At 74.4% G+C, this 19,981-nt stretch carries 16 protein-coding genes; 8 read left to right on the top strand and 8 right to left on the bottom strand.

What is annotated here, in order from left to right; all coding sequences use genetic code 11:
- Positions 1–23: 23 nt before the first annotated feature.
- The 3 genes from AC6CH9_RS16845 (at position 24) to AC6CH9_RS16835 (ending at position 2,703) form a co-directional block, all read left to right on the top strand.
- A complete protein-coding gene (locus AC6CH9_RS16845; RefSeq protein ID WP_498155928.1) occupies positions 24–1,244 on the top strand; it encodes a heparan-alpha-glucosaminide N-acetyltransferase domain-containing protein in 1,221 nt (406 codons plus the stop codon).
- Between the two features lie 9 nt (positions 1,245–1,253).
- On the top strand, positions 1,254–2,261 hold the full coding sequence (locus AC6CH9_RS16840) for an aldo/keto reductase (RefSeq protein ID WP_498155927.1): 1,008 nt from the start codon (positions 1,254–1,256) through the stop codon (positions 2,259–2,261).
- A gap of 61 nt (positions 2,262–2,322) precedes the next feature.
- A complete protein-coding gene (locus AC6CH9_RS16835) occupies positions 2,323–2,703 on the top strand; it encodes an MmcQ/YjbR family DNA-binding protein (protein WP_498155926.1) in 381 nt (126 codons plus the stop codon).
- 27 nt (positions 2,704–2,730) lie between these two features.
- On the opposite strand, the gene AC6CH9_RS16830 is transcribed toward AC6CH9_RS16835, so the two are convergent.
- Both AC6CH9_RS16830 and AC6CH9_RS16825 read right to left on the bottom strand, forming a co-directional pair.
- On the bottom strand, positions 2,731–3,651 hold the full coding sequence (locus tag AC6CH9_RS16830) for a hypothetical protein (RefSeq protein ID WP_498155925.1): 921 nt from the start codon (positions 3,649–3,651) through the stop codon (positions 2,731–2,733).
- Positions 3,652–3,679: 28 nt separating this feature from the next.
- Positions 3,680–4,711, bottom strand: a complete 1,032-nt coding sequence (locus tag AC6CH9_RS16825; protein ID WP_498155924.1) for a hypothetical protein — start codon at positions 4,709–4,711, stop codon at positions 3,680–3,682.
- 277 nt (positions 4,712–4,988) lie between these two features.
- Here AC6CH9_RS16825 and AC6CH9_RS16820 point away from each other — a divergent pair, with 277 nt between their 5' ends.
- Positions 4,989–5,948: a 3-methyladenine DNA glycosylase gene (locus tag AC6CH9_RS16820; protein ID WP_498155987.1), complete on the top strand. Its 960-nt coding sequence runs from the start codon at positions 4,989–4,991 to the stop codon at positions 5,946–5,948.
- On the opposite strand, the gene AC6CH9_RS16815 is transcribed toward AC6CH9_RS16820, so the two are convergent.
- Complete coding sequence (locus AC6CH9_RS16815; protein ID WP_498155923.1) at positions 5,926–6,396, bottom strand: peptidoglycan-binding domain-containing protein; 471 nt, start codon at positions 6,394–6,396, stop codon at positions 5,926–5,928. The genes AC6CH9_RS16820 and AC6CH9_RS16815 overlap by 23 nt on opposite strands.
- A 126-nt stretch (positions 6,397–6,522) precedes the next feature.
- Here AC6CH9_RS16815 and AC6CH9_RS16810 point away from each other — a divergent pair, with 126 nt between their 5' ends.
- A complete protein-coding gene (locus AC6CH9_RS16810; RefSeq protein ID WP_498155922.1) occupies positions 6,523–7,332 on the top strand; it encodes an aminoglycoside 3'-phosphotransferase in 810 nt (269 codons plus the stop codon).
- 74 nt (positions 7,333–7,406) lie between these two features.
- Here the strand turns inward: AC6CH9_RS16810 and AC6CH9_RS16805 are convergent, their stop codons facing one another.
- Positions 7,407–7,802, bottom strand: coding sequence for an isomerase (locus AC6CH9_RS16805; RefSeq protein ID WP_498155921.1), 396 nt, complete (start codon positions 7,800–7,802; stop codon positions 7,407–7,409).
- A 143-nt stretch (positions 7,803–7,945) separates the two neighbouring features.
- Here AC6CH9_RS16805 and AC6CH9_RS16800 point away from each other — a divergent pair, with 143 nt between their 5' ends.
- The 3 genes from AC6CH9_RS16800 (at position 7,946) to AC6CH9_RS16790 (ending at position 9,690) form a co-directional block, all read left to right on the top strand.
- Complete coding sequence (locus tag AC6CH9_RS16800) at positions 7,946–8,755, top strand: helix-turn-helix domain-containing protein (protein ID WP_498155920.1); 810 nt, start codon at positions 7,946–7,948, stop codon at positions 8,753–8,755.
- A 207-nt stretch (positions 8,756–8,962) separates the two neighbouring features.
- Complete coding sequence (locus AC6CH9_RS16795; RefSeq protein ID WP_498155919.1) at positions 8,963–9,187, top strand: hypothetical protein; 225 nt, start codon at positions 8,963–8,965, stop codon at positions 9,185–9,187.
- 128 nt (positions 9,188–9,315) lie between these two features.
- Positions 9,316–9,690: a hypothetical protein gene (locus AC6CH9_RS16790; protein ID WP_498155918.1), complete on the top strand. Its 375-nt coding sequence runs from the start codon at positions 9,316–9,318 to the stop codon at positions 9,688–9,690.
- Between the two features lie 6 nt (positions 9,691–9,696).
- Here AC6CH9_RS16790 and AC6CH9_RS16785 read toward each other — a convergent pair whose 3' ends face one another.
- The 4 genes from AC6CH9_RS16785 to AC6CH9_RS16770 form a co-directional block, all read right to left on the bottom strand.
- Positions 9,697–10,290 carry a YdeI/OmpD-associated family protein gene (locus AC6CH9_RS16785; RefSeq protein ID WP_498155917.1) on the bottom strand — a complete coding sequence of 198 codons (594 nt, stop codon included), beginning with the start codon at positions 10,288–10,290 and terminating at the stop codon, positions 9,697–9,699.
- Positions 10,291–10,447: 157 nt separating this feature from the next.
- Complete coding sequence (locus AC6CH9_RS16780) at positions 10,448–12,580, bottom strand: acid phosphatase (RefSeq protein ID WP_498155916.1); 2,133 nt, start codon at positions 12,578–12,580, stop codon at positions 10,448–10,450.
- 131 nt (positions 12,581–12,711) lie between these two features.
- The gene (locus AC6CH9_RS16775; protein WP_498155915.1) at positions 12,712–16,197 is read right to left on the bottom strand and encodes a GH92 family glycosyl hydrolase; all 3,486 of its coding nucleotides are present in this window, start codon (positions 16,195–16,197) and stop codon (positions 12,712–12,714) included.
- An 80-nt stretch (positions 16,198–16,277) separates the two neighbouring features.
- Positions 16,278–19,961 carry a GH92 family glycosyl hydrolase gene (locus tag AC6CH9_RS16770; protein ID WP_498155914.1) on the bottom strand — a complete coding sequence of 1,228 codons (3,684 nt, stop codon included), beginning with the start codon at positions 19,959–19,961 and terminating at the stop codon, positions 16,278–16,280.
- Positions 19,962–19,981 lie beyond the last annotated feature (20 nt).

Below are 19,981 nucleotides of genomic sequence, written 5' to 3'. Positions count from 1 at the left end.
GCCCGCGCGCGGACAATCCCCCCATGACGGCCGCGACCGGCACGACCCCCGTCCCCGGCGAACCCGCTCGCCCCTCCCTCGGGTTCGCGCGCCGCCACGTCGCGCTCCTGCTCGGCGGCCCGGGCCGCGTCACGGGGGTCGACGTCGCGCGCGGGATCGCCGTCGTCGGCATGTTCACCGCCCATGTGGGGTACACCTCCGACGACTTCGGCGAGGTGGCCGGCTGGCTCTCGCTGTCCCACGGGCGGTCGTCGATCCTCTTCGCGCTCGTGGCGGGGGTGTCGCTCGCGATCGTCTCGGGCGGGCGGACGCCCCTCGACGGGCTGCCCGCGCTCCAGGCCCGCACGCGCATCCTCGTGCGCGCCGTGATGCTTCTCGGGCTCGTGGGCCTGCTGGACCTGCTCGGGACGCGCGTCCTGCTCATCCTCGGCTTCTACGCCGCGTACTTCGTGCTCGCCCTGCCGTTCCTGCGCTGGCGCCGCCGGGACCTGCTCGCGCTCGCGGGCGCGGTCGCGCTGGTCGGGCCGGTGCTCGCCTACTGGCTCCCCGAGGTGCTCGCGCGCGCCGGGCTGCACCTGCCCGACGACGGCTCGGGCGCCTTCACGGACTTCCTCGTGTCCGGGCACTACCCCGCCGTCGTGTGGATGGCGTACGTGCTGGTCGGGATGGCGATCGGACGCTCCGACCTGTCCTCGACCGCCACGCGCGTCGGGCTCGTGGGCGGCGGGCTGCTCGCCCTGGGCATCGGGTACGGGCTCTCGGCGACGATGACCGGCCCCCTCGGCGGGGCACAGGCGGTCGAGGACGCGGCGGCGGCGTGGTCGAGCAGCTTCCGGCCCGAGCCGCTGGACTGGTCCGACCCGTGGCCGACGAGCGCGTACCTGTGGCTCGCCGGCCCGCACACCGACACCCTGCCGGAGGTCGTGGGGTCGGGCGGGTTCGCCGTCGCGGTGCTCGGTCTGTGCCTGTTCGCGGGCCGGGTCGGACGCTGGGCGCTCGCCCCGGTCGCCGCGGTCGGCGCGATGGCGCTCACGGTCTACTCGGCGCAGATCGTCGTGCTGTGGGCGTGGGGCGACGCCGCCTACGAGCAGACGGCGAACGGGCCGCTCCTCGCGCTCGTCCTCGCGACGCTCGCGGCCGCGACGCTGTGGCGCTGGGCCCTGGGGCGCGGGCCGCTCGAACGACTCTTCGCCGCGGTCGCGGCACGTGCGTCGGCGGTCACGCCCGCCCGCGGTGCGTCGTAGGGTCGCCGCATGACGACTGCGAACGACGGAACCGCTCCCCGCCCCGCCCTGCGCCGCCTCGGCCGGTCCGGTCTGGCCGTGTCCGCCGTCGGGCTGGGGTGCAACAACTTCGGCCGCCCCCGCACGGCGACCGAGACGCTCGAGGGGACGCGCGCCGTCGTCGACGCCGCGCTCGACGCGGGAGTGACGTTCTTCGACACGGCAGACACGTACGGTGGCCGCCCCGGGCAGAGCGAGGAGCTGCTCGGCCAGGCGCTCGGGTCACGCCGCGACGACGTCGTGGTCGCGACGAAGTTCGGCATGTCGATGCGCGGCGCCGCGGGCGACGACTTCGACGCCCGCGGGTCGCGGCGCTACGTCGTGCGCGCCGTCGAGGACTCGCTGCGCCGTCTCGCCACGGACCGGATCGACCTCTACCAGTTCCACACGCCCGACCCGCGGACGCCGATCGACGAGACGCTCGCGGCGCTCGACGACCTCGTGCGCGCGGGCAAGGTGCTCTACGTCGGGCACTCCAACCGGGCCGGGTGGCAGATCGCCGAGGCGGAGTTCACCGCCCGCGCCACCGGGACCGTGCGCTTCGTGTCCGCGCAGAACCAGTACAACCTCGTCGACCGCGCGGCCGAGCTCGAGGTGCTGCCCGCCGCGGGCGCGTACGGGCTCGGGGTGCTCCCCTACTTCCCGCTCGCGAACGGCCTGCTCACGGGCAAGTACGCGCACGGCGCGCGGCCCGACGACGGCCGCCTGGTCACGAGCAAGCCGCACCTCCTGGAGTCGGCGCCCTGGGAGGCGCTCGCGCGCCTCGGCGCGTTCTGCCAGGTGCGCGGGATCACCGAGGTCCAGGTCGCGTTCGGGTGGTTGCTGTCTCGCCCGCAGGTGTCGAGCGTCATCGCCGGCGCGACGAAGCCCGAGCAGGTCCAGCAGAACGCGGCGGCGGGTGCCTGGATCCCCACGGGCGAGGACCTCGCCGAGCTGGACGAGATCTTCCCGCCGCTCGGGAAGGTCGCGCCCTTCTGACGGCCCGCCGCCAGGTGGGGGTCGTGTGGTCCGTCGCCGACCGGCGGCCTACCGTGGAGGCATGGCCTCGTGGGAGGACGTCGAGCGGATCGTCTCGGTGCTGCCGGACACGGACCTCAAGGGTCCGCGGCAGTGGACCGTGCACGGCAAGCTGTTCGCCTGGGAGCGGCCGCTGCGGGCGAAGGACCTCGACGAGCTCGGCGAGACGGCGCCCGCGGATCCGCCCGTCGCGTTCCGTGTCGCCGACGAGGGCGAGAAGGCCGCGCTGCTCGGCGACGACCCCGCGGTCTTCTTCACGACGAGCCACTTCGACGGGTACCCGATCGTGCTCGCCCGTCTCGACCGCGTCGCCGTGCCGGCGCTCGAGGAGCTGGTGCAGGACGCCTGGCTCTCGCGCGCACCGAAGCGCCTCGCGCAGGCGTACCTCGACCGCACGGAGTGACGCCCGGCGCACCACCCTGCGCGCGGGTCACCAGGAGAACACGGCCACCGCGTAGTTCGCCCAGGTCGGTTCGACCCCGACGGCGACGTCCTCGGGGTCGTACACGTTGTACACGAGGTCCCACTCGGCGCTCGTCCCCCGGGCGATGGTGTCCGGGTCGTCGAGCAGCACGTCGGGGGCATAGTCGAAGACCCTGCGGGCGACGAGCCCGCCCGACACGGGCTGCAGGTCGAGCCCGCCCGGGTCGACCTCCTGACCGGTACCGTTCGTGACCCGCACGCGGAGGCGGACCGCGTGCGGGTGGTCGTCCTCGCGCACGGAGGCGTCCTCGGTCGGCGTGTACGGCTGGGGCGCCGAGACCGAGACGACGAGGCCGTCCGTGTAGCGCACGGACTCCCCGTACCAGACCCGGTCCGAGGCGGCCCCGATCTCGGGACCCTCGTCGTAGCCGCCGCCGAACGGATAACCGCGCAGCGAGCTGCCAGGACCGTAGCCCGGACCGCCGCCCGTCATCACGTCGACCGTCACCCACGCCGTGAGCACCACGGTCCCGGTGAGGAGCGCGACGAGCGCGCGCGTCGCGCCGGCCACGCCACGCGTGCCGCGCCGCCACACGACCGCACCCACCGCGACCACCGCGGCGCCCGCGACCGCGTAGAGACCGCCGACGTGCGCCCAGCCGCGCCGAGCCGTCACCGTCTCGGTGGCGAGCACGGCGACGACGAGGAGGACGCCGAGCGTCGCGGCCACGAGCGCGGCCGTCGCCCACGACCACCGCCCACGGGGCCGCGCCGTGGCGGCCGGGACGGTCTCACCCTCGCCGCGCGGTGTGGGCGGCGTCCCGGGACCCTCGGGGTCCGGCGCGCGGCCGCCCTCGGCGGGGTTCCGCTCGGTGCCGGGCGCCGTGCCCCAGGCGGGCTCGCGCGCGCTCGCCGCGGGGTCCTTCACGCTCGGTCTCCGTCCTGTGCAGCCGTCGTCAGTACGCGCTCGCCTGCGTCACCTCGAACGTGGCCGTCTTCATGGCCTCGAGGTTCTCGGCGTCGATGAAGTCGAAGATCTCCACGGTCTCGGAGGCGCCCGGCTCCAGCGTCTCGGAGTACGCCCAGTCGCTCTCGATCACGGTGCCGTCGGCGGCGACCGCGTCCACGTCGATGTCGAACGTGAGGGGTTCGTCGGACGTGTTGGTGAACGTGACCGGCAGCGAGGACTCGACCCAGCCGAACTCGTCGGCCGTGCCCTCGAAGGTGCCGAACTCGACGCCGAGGTCGTTGGCGAGGACGTCCTCGGTGGCCTCGCCGAACGCGCGGTCGGAGTCCTCCTGGATCTCGGACAGCGTCTGCTCGTACTGCGTCGACGCCTCGTTCGCCGCGACGACGAACACCACCCACATGAGGATGGTCGCGAGCACGGAGAGCACGCCGAGCACGATCGCCGTGATCGAGAAGCCCTTGCCCGACCGCCCCTGCTTCACCTGCGACAGCCCGACGAACCCGAGCACGACCCCGGTGATGCCGAGCAGGGCCGCGAAGATGTTGACGAACGGGATCCAGCTCCCGAGGAAGCCGAGGATCGCCAGGACGAAGCCGACGATCGCGACCGTGCTCGTCGCCGGCGCGGGCGCGGTGTACGCCGAGTAGCCGTTGCCGTACGGGCTCCCGTACGGCTGCGCCGGGTCACCGTAGGGCTGGCCGTACGCCTGCTGCGCCGGGTCCGGGTACGGCTGCGGGTAGGGCTGCTGCCCAGGATCGCCGTAGGGCTGGCCGTACCCGGGCTGCTGGTCCGCGCCGTACGCGGGCGCCTGGCCCGCGCCGTACGGAGCCTGCTCCGGTGCCGCGCCGTAGCCCGGGGCCGCGTACGCGCCGTCCGCCGAGCCGTACGGCTGCGTCGGCGCGTCGCCCTGCGGTGCCCAGGCGTCGTGCGACGGTGCCTGCTGCGCGGGGTCGGCGCCTTGCGGCCGGTAGGGGTCGAACTGGTACGGGTCCTGCGGTGCCGTGGGCGGCTGCGACATGGTGCTCCTCCGCGGCGTCGCCGCGAGATCGGTCCAACGGGTCGGGTGGCCGGTCGACGGGAGGTCGTCCGGTCGGGCGTGCCGGGTCTTCACAGCACGTTCACGAGCATTCTTCCCGCTCGCGCCCACATCCGGAAAACGCCCGCCCGGGTGAAACCGGCTCGTCGGCCGGCTCGTCGGCACCGCCCCGGCGCTCTCGTACCCTGGAACGGTGCCCCCGACCGTCACCGCGACTGCCTCGACGACCGACCCGACGACCGACGTCGTCGGACCGGTCGTGCTCGCGGCCGAGGCATGGACGGCGTGCGAGCGCGCCCACGCGGAGCGGGCGGACGCCTTCACCGCAGGGTGGCGCGAGCGCAAGCCGCGCGGCGAGAAGCACGCGATCGAGGACTTCCTCTTCACCTACTACCCCACGCGCCCGGCGCAGCTCCGCCGCTGGCACCCGGGCCCCGGCGTCGTGCTCGCCCCGCCGGCGGGCCACGTGCCCGCCCCCCGGACCGCACCTCGGCCCCTCGACGAGCCCGCCGACCCGTACACGGCGCGCGCCGAGTGGCGGTGGTACCGCGAGACCCCCGCGGGACTGACGCTCGACGCCGACGCGTTCCTCGCCGACCGCGGCGACACGGTGCGCTACCTGCACACCCTGCTCTCCGCCACGGCCTCGCGGCCCGGACGCTTCGGGTGCTTCGGGCTGCACGAGTGGGCGATGGTCTACCGCGACCGGGCCACCGGCCGCGACCACCGCCACCCGCTCCCCCTGCGCCTCGGGCACGACGGCACCGACCGCGTCGTCGAGTCCCACCCGGTGCAGTGCTCGCACTTCGACGCCTTCCGCTTCTTCACCCCCGAGGCCGGCCCGCTGAACCGTCTGCGGCCGACGCGCGAGAACCAGCCCGCCCTGGAGCAGCCCGGCTGCCTGCACGCGACCATGGACCTCTACAAGTGGGCCCTCAAGCTCACCCCCGCCGTGCCGGGCGAGCTCGTGCTCGACTGCTTCGAGCTCGCGCGCGACGTCCGCGTCGTCGACATGCAGGCGTCGCCGTACGACGTGTCGTCGTACGGGCTCGACCCGGTCGCGATCGAGACGCCCGAGGGCAAGGCCGAGTACGTGCGCCACCAGCGCGCCTTCGCGGACCGCGGCGCGGCGCTGCGCGCGCGGCTGCTCGCCGTGTGCGACACGCTCGTCGGCGGCGGGCCGGACGCGCGCGGGGTCAGTGCGACAGCATCCCGCTGACCAGGCAGCGCCAGGTCACGGGCCCGACGACGCCGTCGACGGCCACCTCCGGGAAGCCCGCGTGCAGCGCGTCCTGGAAGCCGCGCACCCAGGCCTCGGTGCACGGGCCGAACTGCCCGTCGATGGTGAGCACCGGGTCCGGTCCGCCGGACAGGTCGCGTGCGACGGCCTCGCGCTGCACCGCTCGCACGGCCTCGCCGACGCTCCCCCGGCGCACCACCACGACGAGGGCGGCCCACGTCGCGGGCCCCGCGACGCCGTCGACATCGAGGTCGGCCGCGTCCTGGAAGGCACGGACGGCGCCCTCCGTGCGCGGTCCGAGCAGCCCGTCGACGGCGATCTCGTGCGCGCGGTGGCGCAGCAGGTGCTGGAGCGTCTGGATCGGGTGCCCGTTCGCGCCGCGTCGCACTCGCGGCCAGGTCGGCAGTGTCGTCAGGACGGTCGTCATCGTCGTTCCCTCCGTCGTCGCGGGACCGGCAGGGTGCTCCCGCCGTCGAGGTCTCGCGCCCCCGTCCGGAGGGAGGGCGGCGGCGGCGCTCCTGATGCGTCGGATCGTCGTGCGAGGATCGCGCGCATGACCCGCCCTCCGCTCGCCGCCGTCCCGACCGGACCGGTCGTCGTGCCCGACGCCGTGCGCGCGCTCGCGGGCGACGACGTCGTCACTCCCGTGTGGCGCAATGCGCTCGGCGGCCTGACGTTCCGCCTCGATGGCGCCGACGGGACCCGGTTCGCCAAGTGGGTGCCCGCCGGGACGCCTGAGATCGACCTGCCGGGCGAGGCGGAGCGCCTCGCGTGGGTCGGCGACCGCGCCCTGGTCCCGCGCGTCCTCGCCCAGGGCTCCGACGACGACGGCACCTGGCTCGTCACGCGCGCCGTCCCGGGTCGGTCGGCGGTCGAGCCGCGCTGGGTCGCCGACCCGGCGACCGCGGCCGTCGCGATCGGGCGCGGGTTGCGCGCGCTGCACGACGCACTGCCCGTCGCGTCGTGCCCGTTCACCTGGGCCGTCGAGGACCGCGTGGCGAACGCCGACGCGCGCCTGGCCTCAGGCTCCGGCCCGCACGAGTGGTTCCCCGAGCACCGCCAGCTCACCGTCGCCGAGGCGAGGTCCCGGCTCGACGACCCGCCCGCCGTCGACCGGCTCGTGGTGTGCCACGGCGACGCGTGCGTGCCCAACACGCTCCTGCACGACGACGGTGCGTTCGCCGCGCACGTCGACCTCGGCTCGCTCGGGGTCGCGGACCGCTGGGCCGACCTTGCGGTCGCGGCCTGGAGCACCGAGTGGAACTACGGCCCTGGGTACGACGGCCACGTCTACGCGGGCTACGGCGTCGACCCGGACCCCGAGCGCATCGCCTACTACCGGCTGCTCTGGGACCTCTCCTGACCCCCACCCCCGTCGAGTGCGTGGAACAGTCGCGGTCGTATCGATGCGACCGCGACTGTCTCAGGCACTCAGCGTCAGTGGTGGTGGGTGGCGAAGCCGTCGGGCGCACGGTCGAGGAACGTCGTCACCGACGACACGAGTCCGTCCGGCCGGACGTGCAGGATGTCGGTGCCGGTCGCGAACTCCGACCCGTCGGGGGCGAGCGCGCGCCAGCGCAGCCGCAGCCGGTCGTCCAGCAGGTCCGGCTCCGTGCGCGCCTCGAACCGGTGCCGAGCGACGTGCGTGAGCAGCTCGGTCGCGAACGCGAGGACCGCGTCGCACCCCACGGCGCGCGTCACGGGGGCGACGTACTCGACGTCGCGGGAGAACGTGTCGCACGCGAGCCGGTCGCGGTCGGCCGCCTCCGCCGTGTTCCAGAACTCCAGGTAGCGCTCGACCGCGGTCGCGGTCCGCGTCGTCGTCTCGGTCATGGTCCCTCCTCTGCGGCGCCCGGTCCGCGGCGCCCTGGCGGTCCGGCGGGTGGCCGGAGCACCACCGTCGGCCGGGCCACGACACGGTGTCGATGACCTCGGAGGTAGTTGGCCGGCCCCTCGAGGAACGTCAGAGTGGGTCCATGCCTCCCGTGGACGCCCCCGTCGGATCGATGCTGCGCGAGTGGCGCGTGCGGCGTCGGCGCTCGCAGCTCGACCTCGCGCTGGGCGCCGACGTGTCGCCACGCCACGTCAGCTTCGTGGAGACCGGCCGGGCGCAGCCGAGCCGGGACATGATCGACCGCCTGTGCGACGAGCTCGACGTCCCGCTGCGCGCGCGCAACGACGTCTACGTCGCAGCGGGCTACGCCCCGCGGCATCGCGAGACTCCGCTGTCGACCGCGACGCTCGCGGCGGCGCGCCGCGCCGTCGACCTCGTGCTCGCCGGGCACGAGCCGTTCCCCGCGATGGCCGTCGACGGACGCTGGAACCTGCTCGCCGCCAACGCCGCTGCGGGCACGTTCCTCGACGGCGTGCCCGACCGGCTGCGCGAGCATCCTGTCAACGTGCTGCGCCTGACCCTGCACCCCGACGGCCTCGCCCCGCGGATCGCGAACCTGGCGGAGTGGGGCGCGCACGTCCGCCGACGCGTGCGCCGCCAGCTCGACCGCACGGGCGACCCCGCGCTCGTCGACCTGCTCACCGAGATCGAGGGCTACCTGCCGCACGAGGAGCACCGGCGTGACGACCGCTCCCCGGCGAGCGACGCCGTCGTGCCGCTGCGCCTGACGACCCCGCAGGGCGAGCTCGCGTTCCTCTACACGATGACGGTGTTCGGCTCGCCGCGGGACGTCACGCTCGACGAGGTCGCGATCGAGTCGTTCTTCCCCGCCGACGACGCCACGGCCGCAGCCCTCGGCGTCGTCCGGCGGACCGCGCCGACCGGTCCGTAGCCGTCCCTGGGACGCCGGTCGTGCAGGTCCCGGCTGTTGCCAGGATCCCCGCGACCGGCACGATCGGAGCGGGACTCGTGGCGCGGACCCTGTGGGGCGCGGACGTCGACGCGCTGCGTACGCTCGCCCGTTCCGTCGAGGACGCGGCCCGGCGCCTGGAGAGCGTGCGCGACCACGTCGGCTCGCTCCTAGAACGTGTCGGGACAGGTGACCGTCTACCCGCCCGACTCGCCCGGCGGTCCTTGGCGCTACGAGATGGACACCGGGGTGAGCTACCGGGACCGCTACAACTGGGACGGCACGAAGTCGACCCAGATCGGCGCCCTCACGATCACCGACGCCGAGCTGCAGGAGTTCCACCGCACGGGTCTCGCGCAGGAGTTCACCATGGTCGGGTCGTCGTCGACACGGCACAGCGAAGGGACAGGATGAGCACCTCACAGCGCCGCCGGGGCGCCTCTCTCGTCGCGCTCGCCGTGGCCGGCCTGGCCGTGGCGGGGTGTGGGCCGAGCACCGCGCCCCGCGAACCCGATCCGTCGAGCAGCACGCAGGAGGCCCCGATGTCGAGCGACCCGAGCGAAGTCCTCGCCCTGGCCGGGCTGGAGCTCCCGGACGACGCCACGGACGTCACGGTCGACGACAAGGACGTGCCCGGGTACCACTACGCGTACACCGTGACGTTCACCGCGCCGCGCGAGTCGGTGGACCGGTTCGCGCGGGACGCGTTCCAGCTCCCGCTCGACGACCTCAGCCGGCCCCCTGCCGGTGAGCCCGGGCCCCTCCCTCAGGACACCTCGGTGGTCGAGGTACCCGAGGGATCCCGGTTCGCCGACAGGAGCTTCACGCCGGAGGACGGCTACGGCAACCTCGTGCTCCTCGTCGAGGGCCCCGACCTCACCACGGCGCACGTGGGCGTCGCGAGCTTCCCGAGCTGACACGCGTCAGCGGCGCGGCTGGTTGGCCGCGACGCCCTGCTCGGCCTGCTCGGCGGTCTCCGCGATCCGGCGCGCACGGGTCTCGGGCCGTTTCGCCTCGACGATCCAGCCGAGGATCGAGCGCCGGACCCCGGGCGTGAACGCGTCGAACCGCTCACGGGCGCCGGGCCGCTCCGCGAGCGCCGCGCCGAGGTCGTCGGGCACCACGAGGGCCTCGGCGTCGTCGTGCCGCGTCCACGACCCGTCGGCCTTCGCGGCGTCCACGACGGCGCGTCCCGCGTCGGTCATACGCCCGTCCGCCTCGACGCGCGCGACGCGCTCCTTGCTGAGCCGGGTCCACCGGCTGCCGCGGCGGCGGCGCGTGAACCAGAGCGCGTGCCGGTCGGCGTCGACCGTCGCGGCCTGCCCGTCGATCCAGCCGTAGGACAGCGCCTCCTCGATCCACGGTTCGTACCCGTAGGTCGGGCGGCCGCTCTCGCGGCGCCAGGTGAGCAGCCACACCCCCGGCTCCGGGTCGTCGTGATGAGCCGCCAACCACGCGCGCCACTCCTGCGGCGTCTCGGCGTGCGTCGCCGGCCTGCCCTGGAACTCCTCGGTCACTGCGCCTCCGTCGTCGGTGGGGCACCAGCGTGCCCGACGGGTCGGTCGGGCGCCAGGGAGCCGACCGAGGAGGCGGGCGGCGACGACCGGCGACGACCCGGCGATGACCCGGCGATGACCCGGGAGGCGTTCCCTCGGCGCCTCCCGGGTCGGCCTGTCAGCCGCAGGCGGGGACGACGACGTCCCGGGCGACCTCCTGGGCCGCGCCTCCCGGGCCGGTCGCCGTGACCGTCACGGGCACGTCCACCCCCGTCTCCACGCCACGCACGGCGAACGACTGGTACGCATTCGCACCAGGAGCCACCGCGGAGAAGGTCTTCTCCCCCGCACCGGTGACGAGCACGACGGCGAGCGCGCCGTCGGACACGTTGCGGGCGCGGACCGCGACGTACGGCCCCCCGGCGAGGCAGCGCGCGGACGTCTCGACGTCGACGAGCGGCGCCGTCGGCTCGCCGACGACCCGACCGTCCACGGTGAGCGTGCCGTCCGCGTTCACGACGACGTCCGCCGCCATGGCGGCCGCGAGGTCGAGGCGCTGCCACTCGGCCTCGCCCGCGACGTCGAGCGCGTAGCCCGAGTCGAGCGCGGTCGCGGCGAGGACGAGGCGGCGCTGGTCGCCGGTGAGGTCGGGGAACGCCGTGCGCAGCAGGTCCTCGGCGCCGGCCGGGACCTGGACCTCGCGGCCCGCCTCGCCGACGCGCGGGAACCCGTACGTGAGGCGCTGGTCGTAGACCGCGAGCGCCTGGTCCGTGGGGAGGTAGGGCACCTGGTCCTGGGCGCACACGGCGACCTCGTCGCCGCACGCCCGCTCGAGCACGGTGACGAGCTCGGTACGGGCCTGTTCGAGGAGCACGCGGAACGCGGGGTCGGACCACCTGAGCTGCGCGATGTTCTGCCCGGTCATGCGTCCGCCCATGACGTCGAGCGGGTAGTGGAAGCCGAGCACGAGGCGGTTGTCGCCGTACTCGGACGCGCGCGCGAGGATCTGCGGCGCGAGCTCCGGCAGGAGCGTGGCGAGCACGGTGCCCTGCGCGTAGCCGTGGTTGGTGTGCCCGCTGGGGAACGAGCCGTTGTTGCGCAGGCCCTCGTAGCTGCCGGACGTCTCGAACGCGTTGACGTGACCGCCGGCGGACGTGAAGCCGAGCCGGACGAACGGGCGCTTGTAGTCGTACGCGGCCTTCGCGGGCTCGTGGTTGCCGACCGACTTCTCGACGCGCCCCGACAGCAGGGCCTTCGTCTTGGGGAGCCGGCCGTCGGCGAGCGCGTCGCGGTAGATCGGCCCCAGCTCGCTGCCGAGCGCGTCCGCCATGGTCTCGTACGCCGAGCCACGCCCGTCGGTCAGGGCGCGCTGCACCTGGGGGTCCCCGGCGACGTAGGCGTTGTTGCGCGCGAGCGAGCCGAGGTCGTTGGCGCTCGTGGGCGGGCCCGGCTCGTTGGGCGAGAGGACCTCCGGGTGGCTCGCGCGCAGGTCGGCGAACCCGCGCAGCATCCACGTGAACCAGTCCTGCCCGGCCGGGGCCGACGGCGTCGCGTCGGACGCGTAGGTCCGGTCGAGGACGTCCTGCGGGAACGGCATCGACGGGTCGTCCGTGGTGGAGAGCGCGAGGGAGAAGAAGACGTCCGAGCTCGTCTCGTTGCACTGGTGGATCTCGACCGCGATCGTGTTCTCGCCCGCGACGAGCACGTCGGCCGGGATGACGAGGGTCTCGCGCAGCGGCGCGGTCGCGCCGGCCTTGTCCTGGTACTGCAGGTTGCGGGTGATCATCGAGTCGCCCCACCCGGCGACGCGCTCGCCGTTGACGTACACGGTGGCGGAGTCGTCGTAGACGAGCGTGCCGCGCAGGCCGGTGATCTCGTCGAGCGCGGCCTCGTCGAGGGTCACGGTCGTGCGGAAGAAGTACGCGGGCACGACGACCTTGGGGGTCTGCGTGACCCAGTAGCCCAGCAGCGTGGTGATGGTGTTGCCGCCGCCGATGCCGCTCGCGGTCCCGTTGACCGCGCCGAAGCCCGGTCGGCCGGTCTTCCACGCCGCGTCGTCGAACGCCGGGTCCGCCCACGCGGTCCGGTCGGCGGCACCCGCGGCCGGGTCGGTGTTGTCGTCCAGGTAGCGCCAGGTCGTGCCGGCGCCGACCACCTCGGTCGGTGTGAACGCCTCCGCGGCGCGCGCCGCGGGCGCCTGGAGCGCCGCGGCGAGCACGAGCGCGAGCGTCGTGAGCGCCGCCAGCAGGGCGAGCGGCGCGGGGGTCCGGCGATCGCGGGGTCGCGGGGCCGGGTACGTCGTACCGGTCATGGGTCGTCCCTCTCGTCGTTGTCGGTCGTGCGTCGGTGCAGCCGGTGAGACCGGTCGTGCGGTACGGCGGTGGTGCGGTACGGCAGGTACGGCGGGCACGCACCGAGCGCTCGGTGCGTACCCGCCGTCGGTCAGGAGCAGCGCGGGACGACGACGGTCTGCGTGACCGTCTGCGTCCCCTCCTCCCCCGTGGCCGTGACGGTGACGTCGACGTCCCCGCCCGCGCCACGGGCGGCGAACGACTGGTAGGCGTTCGCGCCGGGGGCGACGGCCGTGAAGGACCGCGAGCCCACGCCCGTGGTGAGGTCGACGTCGACGGCCCCGGCGGAGACGTTCGCCGCGCGCACCGCCACGTACGGGGTCCCGGCGAGGCAGCGCGGGGAGACCGTCACGTCCACGAGGTGCGCGTCCGCGGCCGGCTCGGTCGCGATCGCGAAGACGTGCAGGTCGTCGACGTCGGGGAACGTCACCGCGACCACGCGCCGGCCCTCGGGCGCGGTGTACGGGGCGGTGGCGAACACGAACGCGCTGTCCTTGTCGCCGTTGCGCCGGTTCATCTGCGCGACGACGGAGTTGCCCTCGACCGGGGAGCCGTCCGCGCTCGGCAGCACCCAGTCGCCGAAGCCGATCGTCGTGGTCGCGGTGCTGCCGTCGTCGAACGTCACGACCACGGTCCCGCGATGGGTCCCGTCGGTCGCGGCGCCCACGAACGCGAGCCGGCCCGTCGGCGCGTCGAGCCGCACGGTCTCGCCGGTGAGCGTGACCGAGTCCGGGCGCCCCACGGGTGAGGACGGCCACGTGAACGCGAGGCCGTCGACCTCGTGCGCCGAGCCGGGCGTGAGCCCTGCGTCGGCGAGCGCCTCGCGCGAGAACGAGTTGCCGGCCGCGTCGAAGTTCCCGACGCCACGGTTCGCCTCGGGCGCGGTGCCGACCGTGTCGTACGCCGCGACGAGCGACCCGGGGGCGGCGACGAGGACCGTGAGCGGCATCTCGACCTCGTCGTCCCCTGCCGCGACCACGAGCCGCGCGTCGTGGTAGCCCGACGCGACGCCGACACCCACCTGGACGGGCACCGTCCCGGTGAGGTGGCCCGAGCCGTCGTCGACGAGCGCGGGCTCGCCGACCCCGATGCCCCCGGGCGCGTCGACCGCGACGCGCACTTCCGCGGCGTCGGCGCCGAAGAGCTGCACGGCCACCGATGCCTCGGCCGACCCGCCGGGGGCGACCGTCACGAGGCCCGGGTCCGCCGCGGCGACGACGGCGGACTCGCCGTCGCGCCACGACGGCGGGGCGTCCTCGGCCGCGGTCCCCCACGTCGTGTCGCGCGCGGTCGACATCGCGAGCTCGACGACGCCGCCGTCGTGCGCGACGTGGCGCGGCAGGGAGGTCCCGCCCCAGGCCGCTCCGTCGACCGTGACGCCGCTGATGTACCGGGCGCCGGTCGAGGCGCCCGGCGCGCGCAGGTCGAGGGTCTCGCCCTCGCCGAGGTCGACCACGACGCGGTCGAAGCGCGGCGCGTTGAGCGCGAGCACGTCCGTGCCCGGCGTGGTCGGGTACAGGCCCATCGCGGCCCACACGTACCAGCCGGCCTGGGCGCCGAGGTCGTCGTTGCCGGGCTTGCCGTTCGGCTCGGGCCGGAACAGCGTGGACGTGAGCTCATCCACGAGCTCGCTCGTGCGCCACGGCTGGCCCACGTAGTCGTAGAGCCACGGGACGCCGAAGTTCGGCTCGTTGCCGATCCACAGGTACGGCTCGTTCGGGCCGGCGTTGTGCTGCGCCGTGAAGGCGTCGAGCCGCTCCGCGACGGCCTCGCGCCCGCCGAGCGCGTCGGTGAGCCCCGCGACGTTCTGCGGCGCGAGCCACGTGTACTGCTCGGCGTTGCCCTCGTCGAAGCCCTCCTGCCCGAACCCGCCGCCGCCCTGCGACCGCACGAAGGTGCCGTCGTCGTTCCGGGCGCCCGCCGTGCGGGTCACGGGGTCGTGGACGTTCTGCCACCACTGGCCGCGGGCGGCGTACTCGGTGGCGATCTCGTCCTGGCCGAGCGCGGCCGCGAGCTGCCCGATCGCGAAGTCGGCGATCGACCACTCAAGCGTGATGGACGCGCCGACGACGCGGTGGTCGCCCCGGAACTCCTCGGTCTGCGGCGCGTAGCCGCGCTCGAGGTACGTCTCGATCCCGCGCCGCTGCACGTAGCCGTTCGCGGTCGGGGCGGCGCTCGTCGCGCCCTTGACCATGTGCGCGAGCGCCGACTCCGCGTCGAAGTCGCGCGCCCCGAACGCGTACATGCTCGCGATGAGCGGCACCGAGGAGTCGCCGGTCATCTGGCCCGTGTGCTGGTTCGCGACGGGCCAGCGCGGCAGCCAGCCGGACTGGTCGGCGACCTCGACGAGCGACTGCGCCATGTCCGACGCGCGGTCGGGCGCGAGGAGGGCCTGGAGCGCGCCGAGCGACCGGTACGTGTCCCAGTCGGAGAAGTTCGCGTACCGCTCGTGCCCCTCGGGGGCCTGGTGGATCTCCCCGTCGAACCCGACGAACCGGCCGTCCACGTCGGTGAACGTGTTCGGGTGCAGCAGCGAGTGGTAGAGCGACGTGTAGAACATGGTGAGGTCGTCGGCGTCCTGCCCCGCGACGCGCACCTTGCCGAGCAGGTCGGACCAGGCGGCGCGGTTGGCGTCCCGGACGGCGTCGAAGTCGAAGCCGGGGATCTCGGCCGCGAGGTTGGCACGCGCGCCCTCGACGCTCACGTAGGACATGCCGACCTTCGCGTGCACCGTCGCGCCGGGCGCGAAGGTGAGCCACGCGCCCGCGCCGTTCCCGTCGGCCGACGGGTCGCCGGGCGAGACGGTCGAGCCCTGCCACGTGCCGAACGCCTCCGCGTCCTGGTCGAGCTCGATCGCGAAGTACGTCGTGTGCGTGTTGTTCTTGCCGCAGAACCCGCCGCTCGTCACCGAGCCGGTGACCGTGCGCGCGTCCTCGACCTCGACCGTCGCGTTGCGCACGCTCGCGAGCGAGCCCGCGGCGTTGACGATCACCTGCGACGCGGCATCGCCCTCGGGGTAGTCGAACGTCAGTCCGCCGGAGCGGGTCGCGGCCGACAGCTCCGCCTCGATCCCCGACGACTGGAGCGTGACCGCGTACCGGCCGACCTCGGCGCTCTCCGCGTCGTGGCTGAACGCCTCCTTGCGGTCCCACGGGTACTGCCCGACGTCGCCCGTCACGGGGAGGACGGGGACGTCGCCGAAGATCCAGCACCCGGCAGCCGCATGGGTCATGGAGAAGCCGCGGATCGCCTGGTGCGAGTAGCGGTAGCCCGCGTACGCCTTGTCGCCGTCGCCCACGGAGACCTGGGTGTCGGGCGAGAGCTGCATCATGCCGAACGGCATCGACGGCCCGGGGAAGTTGTTGATCTCCCCGACGACGCCCGTCGCCTGGCCGGTGCCGACGAACGGGTCGACGAAGGAGACGGGGTCCTCGACGAGGTCGGGTGCGGCGGCGACCGCCGGGACCGCGAGGCCGACGGCGGGGGCGAGCGAGAGGCCGGCGGCCAGGACCGCCGTGGCGGAGAGCGCGGCGACGGTGCGCCGCACCGTGGTGCGCGCGGGACGTGTTCGAGACATGCGGGTCCTCACGGGACGAAGGAGCGGGAAGGAGCGTGGAGGACGGTGGCGCGGGACCGTACGGCCCGCGCCACCGTCGATCAGGAGCAGGCAGCGGCGTCGTACGCGGCCGTGACCTGCTGGGGCTCGCCGTCGGGCGTCGTCACGGTCACCGTGACCTCGCCCGCCTCGACGGCGGCGGCGCGGGTGGCGAACGACTGGTACGCGTTCGCCCCGGGGGCCACGTCACCGGAGAGCTTCGAGCCGTACGGGGTCGCCAGCTCGATCGCGGCGGGCTGCTCGCCGGTGTTGAGCGCGCGCACCGCGACGAACGCCTTGCCGCCGAGGCAGCGGGCCTGCGCCGTGACCTCGACCTGCGGCGCGGGAACCACCCCGGTCGCGTCGGTGGCGATCGCGAACACGTGGAACCGCTCGTCGTTCGGCAGCGTGATCGACGTCAGGACCTTGCCCTCCGGGATCGCGACGGGCGCGGTGGCGTAGAGCCCGCAGCCAATCTTCTGCACGTTCTCGCGGTCGCCGCGCGCCCCGGCCTTCGCGACCGTGATGTTGCCGGGCTCGGGCGAGCCCGTGCACCAGTCGCTGAGCCGCACGTCGACGGTCTGCGACGTGCCGTCCGCGAACCCGAGCACGAGGCCTCCCCCGTGCGTGCCGTGCGTGCTCGTCCCGACCACCGAGAGGTGGCGGGCCGAGCGCAGGTGCTCGGGCACCTCGAGGACCTCGCCGCTCGCGGCGACGTTGTCGGGCGCGCCCGCCGGCGGGGCCCCGAGCGTGTAGGTGAGGTCCGTGCCCGGCACGGTGAGCTCCAGGCCCTGGACGGCCCCGAGGTCGGCGAGCAGGTCGCGCAGGAGGTACGCACCCGAGCCGTCGAGGTTCGCGTTGGCCGCACCGGCGTCGCCGATGCCGACGTTGTCGAACGCGTCCGCGATCCACGACTCGCCAGACACCACGACCTGCACCTCGCGCACCGCCTCGGTGCCCGCGGCGTCGCGCACGACGAGCCGCACGGTGTGGAGCCCCGGCTCGGCGTCCGCGGGCGCGCCGAGCGTGACCGTGCCCTCGACCGTAGCCGGCAGGCCGTCCGACTCCGCGGTCCAGTCGGCGAGGTCGGTCGTCGCGGTGACCGCGCCGTCGGACGTCACCGCGAGCGTCCCGCTGGACGTCCCCGCGCCCTGCGCGACGACCTGGACGGCGACGTCGGTCTGCCCGCCCGGCGCGAGGACCGGCTGCCGCGGCGTCGCCCCGACGAACAGGCGCTCGACCGTGCCGTCCGCGGGCACGACGGCGCCCGGCGAGGCGGCGGGGTCGGTCGCCCACGCGGACGGCTCGGTGCCCACGGTCACGTCGAGCGTGCCGGCCGCGGTGAGCTCGTCGCCCGTGACCCACGCGCGGTCGAGCGGCTCGCCGCCGAGCGACACCGACTGCGTGTAGTGCGCGTCCGGCGCGACGCCGTCGGCCGTGAGGTGCAGCGTGTCGCGGCCGAAGACCTCGGGGTCGAGCGTGATCGTCACGTCGTCGAACAGCGGGGTCGTCAGGCCCCACAGGTCGGTGCCCGGCACGATCGGGTACACGCCGATCGACGACAGCACGTGCCACGCGGACATGGTGCCGAGGTCGTCGTTGCCCGTCACGCCGTCGGGGCCGTCGGTGAAGAGCGTCGCCGCGGCGCGCACGACGTCCGTCGTCTTCCACGGCTGGCCCGTCCACAGGTAGACGTACGGCGCGTGGAGGTTCGGCTCGTTGTTCGGGTTGTAGGTCTCCCAGCCGTAGTAGTCGTACGTGCCGTTGACCCAGACCTCGCTCGCGACCCGCGCGGGGTCGGCGACGAGCTCGTCGTACGCGAAGAACGCGTCGAGGCGCTCGATCGCGGCGTCGGTCCCGCCCATGAGGTCGAACAGACCGGGGACGTCCTGCTGCGCGAGCCACTGGTACTGCACGGCCGTGCCCTCGTGGAACCCGTCCGAGTGCGCGGGGTCCGCGTCACCCACGAAGAACCCGTCGGCGTTGCGCGCCCGGAAGTTGCCCGTGCGCGGGTCGAACACGTTGCGGTAGCTCTGGCCGCGGGCCGCGTAGCGGTCGGCGTCCTCGTCGTGGCCGAGGCCCCGCGCCATCGTCGAGAGCATGGCGTCGGCGAGGGCGTACTCCATGGTCGCGGAGGCGCCGTGCTGAAGGTCGTAGTCGCCCGGCTTGCCCGAGCGTGCCGGCTCGTGCGGGACGAACCCGTCGCGCAGGTACTCGACGTTCGCCGCACGCCCGTTGAACGGCGAGTCCGCTGGCGGGACGCCGTCGGCGTTCTCCCTCAGGACGGCGTACGCCTCCTCCTCGTGGCCCGCGAGCAGGCCCTGGCGCCAGGCGCTGACGAGGAACGGCGTCGCCGGGTCGCCGGTCATGATGTTCGTCTCGACCGTGCCGTAGCCCCATCGCGGCAGCCAGCCGCCCTGCTGGCCCTGGCGCACGAGCGAGAGCGCCATGTCGGCCGACTCGTCGGGCGCGAGCAGGTACAGGAGCTGCTGCTGCGTGCGGTACGTGTCCCAGAGCGAGTAGTTCTGGTAGTAGGTGAAGTCCGGTTCGGCGGCGTGGACCTCCTGGTCCCAGCCGCGGTAGCGCCCGTCGACGTCGGAGCCGACGTTCGGCGCGAGGAAGCTGCGGTAGAGCGAGGAGTAGAAGGTGCGGAGGTCGTCCTGGTCACCCTGCGCGACCTGCACCAGGCCGAGGCGCGCCTCCCAGGCCGAGCGCGCGGCGTCGTGCACGGCGTCGAACGTCCCCGTCTCCGCCGCGAGGTTCGCCGCGGCGCCGTCGGCGCCCACGTAGCTCATCGCGGTGACGGCCTCGACGTCGAGGTCGCCGCCGGTCGTGTCGAACGTGACGTACGCGCCGCGCCGCCCCTCGCCGCCGGACGCGGCGTCCGAGCCCGCGGTGACGGTCGAGCCGTCCCACGTGCCGTGCGCGACGAACGGGCGGTCGAAGGTCGTGCGGGTCCAGATCGTCTGCGGCTCGGTGTCCTGGCAGAAGCCGCGGACCGTGATGCGCGTCTCGACGGTGCGGTCGTCGACGACGCGCACGTCCGACTCCGTGACCCGGTTGAGCGCCTGGCCCGCGTTGAGCAGGACGTTGGCCTGCGCCGTCGCCGGGAACGTGTAGCGCTGGACGCCCGTGCGCGCGGTCGCGGTGAGCTCGGCCTCGATCGTGCCGGCCGCCGCCTGGAGGCCCACGCGGTAGTACCCCGGCGAGGCGTCCTCGTCGTCGTGCGAGAAGCCGAGCGCGTACTGGCCGTAGTCGGTCGAGGTGATCGCGCCCGTCGTCGGCAGGGTCGGGAGCGGGCCGCCGAGCCCGCAGCCGACGCCGGACAGGTGCACGAGCGAGAACCCGCGGACCGACGTGCGGTCGTAGTCGTACCCGACGTTGTGCCCGTTGTCCGGCGAGAGCTGCACCATGCCGAACGGGACGGCGGCGCCCGGGTAGGTGTTGCCGTCGTCCTTGGTCCCGATGAACGGGTTGACGTAGTCGACCAGCGGGCCGTCGACGGCGGCAGCGGCGGCATCGGACCCCGTCGCTGCCTCCGCCCCGGCGGTGGTCGTGGGCGACGCCGCGAGCTCGGGCGCCGCGTACGCGGCCAGCGGGAGCGCGAGGCTCGCCGCGGTGGTCAGGGCGACGACGGCGCCCGCCCGACGCCGACGTCCGCCAGGACGCGACGGACGAGAGCGTGCTGGTCCGGTGCGTGCCGAGAATGGATCGCGATCAGCGTTGACAGCGCTGTCTGCCCGCATGTGGTGCTCCCCTTGGTCCC

This window comes from Cellulosimicrobium sp. GQ32, assembly GCF_059758455.1.
This window is presented reverse-complemented; position numbering and strand designations above follow the sequence as displayed.

Bases quoted from the DNA above. Each gene is read 5' to 3' on its own strand.
- AC6CH9_RS16845 (WP_498155928.1), top strand. From the start codon at position 24: ATGACGGCCGCGACCGGCACGACCCCCGTCCCCGGCGAACCCGCTCGC.
- AC6CH9_RS16810 (WP_498155922.1), top strand. From the start codon at position 6,523: ATGACCCGCCCTCCGCTCGCCGCCGTCCCGACCGGACCGGTCGTCGTG.
- AC6CH9_RS16800 (WP_498155920.1), top strand. From the start codon at position 7,946: ATGCCTCCCGTGGACGCCCCCGTCGGATCGATGCTGCGCGAGTGGCGC.
- AC6CH9_RS16775 (WP_498155915.1), bottom strand. From the start codon at position 16,197: ATGTCTCGAACACGTCCCGCGCGCACCACGGTGCGGCGCACCGTCGCC.
- AC6CH9_RS16770 (WP_498155914.1), bottom strand. From the start codon at position 19,961: ATGCGGGCAGACAGCGCTGTCAACGCTGATCGCGATCCATTCTCGGCA.
- AC6CH9_RS16780 (WP_498155916.1), bottom strand. From the start codon at position 12,580: ATGACCGGTACGACGTACCCGGCCCCGCGACCCCGCGATCGCCGGACC.
- AC6CH9_RS16835 (WP_498155926.1), top strand. From the start codon at position 2,323: ATGGCCTCGTGGGAGGACGTCGAGCGGATCGTCTCGGTGCTGCCGGAC.
- AC6CH9_RS16825 (WP_498155924.1), bottom strand. From the start codon at position 4,711: ATGTCGCAGCCGCCCACGGCACCGCAGGACCCGTACCAGTTCGACCCC.
- AC6CH9_RS16790 (WP_498155918.1), top strand. From the start codon at position 9,316: ATGTCGAGCGACCCGAGCGAAGTCCTCGCCCTGGCCGGGCTGGAGCTC.
- AC6CH9_RS16840 (WP_498155927.1), top strand. From the start codon at position 1,254: ATGACGACTGCGAACGACGGAACCGCTCCCCGCCCCGCCCTGCGCCGC.
- AC6CH9_RS16815 (WP_498155923.1), bottom strand. From the start codon at position 6,396: ATGACGACCGTCCTGACGACACTGCCGACCTGGCCGCGAGTGCGACGC.
- AC6CH9_RS16805 (WP_498155921.1), bottom strand. From the start codon at position 7,802: ATGACCGAGACGACGACGCGGACCGCGACCGCGGTCGAGCGCTACCTG.